Annotated in this window: 2 protein-coding genes; one reads left to right on the top strand and one right to left on the bottom strand. The window is 63.6% G+C overall.

The genetic code is table 11. From position 1 onward, the window contains the following. Positions 1-409, bottom strand: a 409-nt coding sequence (locus tag JCM9942_RS15990; protein ID WP_256202409.1) for a N5-glutamine methyltransferase family protein, incomplete at its 3' end; no start/stop codon positions are given. Positions 410-712: 303 nt separating this feature from the next. Here JCM9942_RS15990 and ahpC point away from each other — a divergent pair. After that, positions 713-1276, top strand: a complete 564-nt coding sequence (gene ahpC, locus JCM9942_RS15985) for an alkyl hydroperoxide reductase subunit C (RefSeq protein WP_054660843.1) — start codon at positions 713-715, stop codon at positions 1274-1276. Positions 1277-1361: the final 85 nt, after the last annotated feature.

Raw genomic sequence — 1361 nt, 5'->3', positions numbered from 1 at the left:
CCAACGGGCGCTCGCTGGCGATGGACAGGGCCACCGCACCGCTGCCGGTGCCCAGGTCGGCCACCCGCACCATGTCATCGGCCGGCAACCGTGCCAGCGCCTGTTCCACCAGCAGCTCGGTTTCCGGGCGCGGGATCAGCGTGGCGGTATTGACCTGCAGGTCCAGCGTCCAGAAACCGCGCCGGCCGGTCAGATAAGCCAGCGGATGGCCCTCGGCCCGGCGCTGCAGCAGCAGTTCGAACCGCTGCCGGGCCTCGTCGGCCACCGCGTCGGTGGCATGGGCGAACAGCCAGGCCCGCTCCACCCCCAGCACATGCAGCAGCAACTGTTCGGCCTCATGGCGGGCGTCTTCACCGGACAGACGCGTAGCGGCTTCCCGCAACAGCTCGGCAACCTTCACCGTGGACACTTCTCTACCTCTTCGCGGGAATTTTCCAAGGGGGCGAGGATAGTCACCGCGCCCGGCGCTGCCTACCGCCATCGCGGGGCGATGGATAAAGCCTGCCTATGCCAGATCATTCAGGTTCAGCCGGAACCGCCTTGGAAACCCGGTAACGCCCCCGATATCAGGCCGCGTGGGCAGTGGATGAAACGGGATCGATAGCATTAACCTATTGATCCGATGCATTAAATTCATTTGTTTTATAAGATCCCGCCTATTAGTCTTTGCTCCAACGCTTCACCCCACCCCTTCAACCCAGAGGAATCTTCAATGTCCCTTATCAACACCCAGGTTCAGCCGTTCAAAGCCAACGCGTTCCACAACGGCAAGTTCATCGAAGTCACCGACGCCTCGCTGAAGGGCAAGTGGTCGGTCCTGATCTTCATGCCGGCAGCGTTCACCTTCAACTGCCCGACCGAGATCGAAGACGCCGCCGAGCATTACGCCGAGTTCCAGAAGGCCGGTGCCGAGGTCTACATCGTCACCACCGACACCCACTTCTCGCACAAGGTGTGGCATGAAACCTCGCCGGCCGTGGGCAAGGCGCAGTTCCCGCTGGTCGGCGACCCGACCCACCAGCTGACCAACGCCTTCGGCGTGCACATTCCGGAAGAAGGCCTGGCCCTGCGCGGCACCTTCGTGATCAATCCGGAAGGCGTGATCAAGACCATGGAAATCCATTCCAACGAGATCGCCCGTGACGTCTCCGAGACCCTGCGCAAGCTGAAGGCTGCCCAGTTCACCGCCGCCAACCCGAACCAGGTCTGCCCGGCCAAGTGGAAGGAAGGCGAGAAGACCCTGACCCCGTCGCTGGACCTGGTCGGCAAGATCTAAGCGCCACAGCTCCGTGGCGAGGGGCCGGAAATCCGGCTCCTCGCCCGGGCACTCCCACCCCGCCTGTGCGGCGGGCCGTGGGGGA

Source organism: Stenotrophomonas pictorum JCM 9942, assembly GCF_001310775.1.
Lineage (GTDB): Bacteria > Pseudomonadota > Gammaproteobacteria > Xanthomonadales > Xanthomonadaceae > Stenotrophomonas > Stenotrophomonas pictorum.
The sequence above is the reverse complement of the archived record's forward strand: the minus strand, read 5'-3'. Positions and strand labels throughout refer to the sequence as shown.

What these genes read in the sequence shown, in the direction of transcription:
- ahpC (WP_054660843.1), top strand. Translation starts at nt 713, where the DNA reads ATGTCCCTTATCAACACCCAGGTTCAGCCGTTCAAAGCCAACGCGTTC.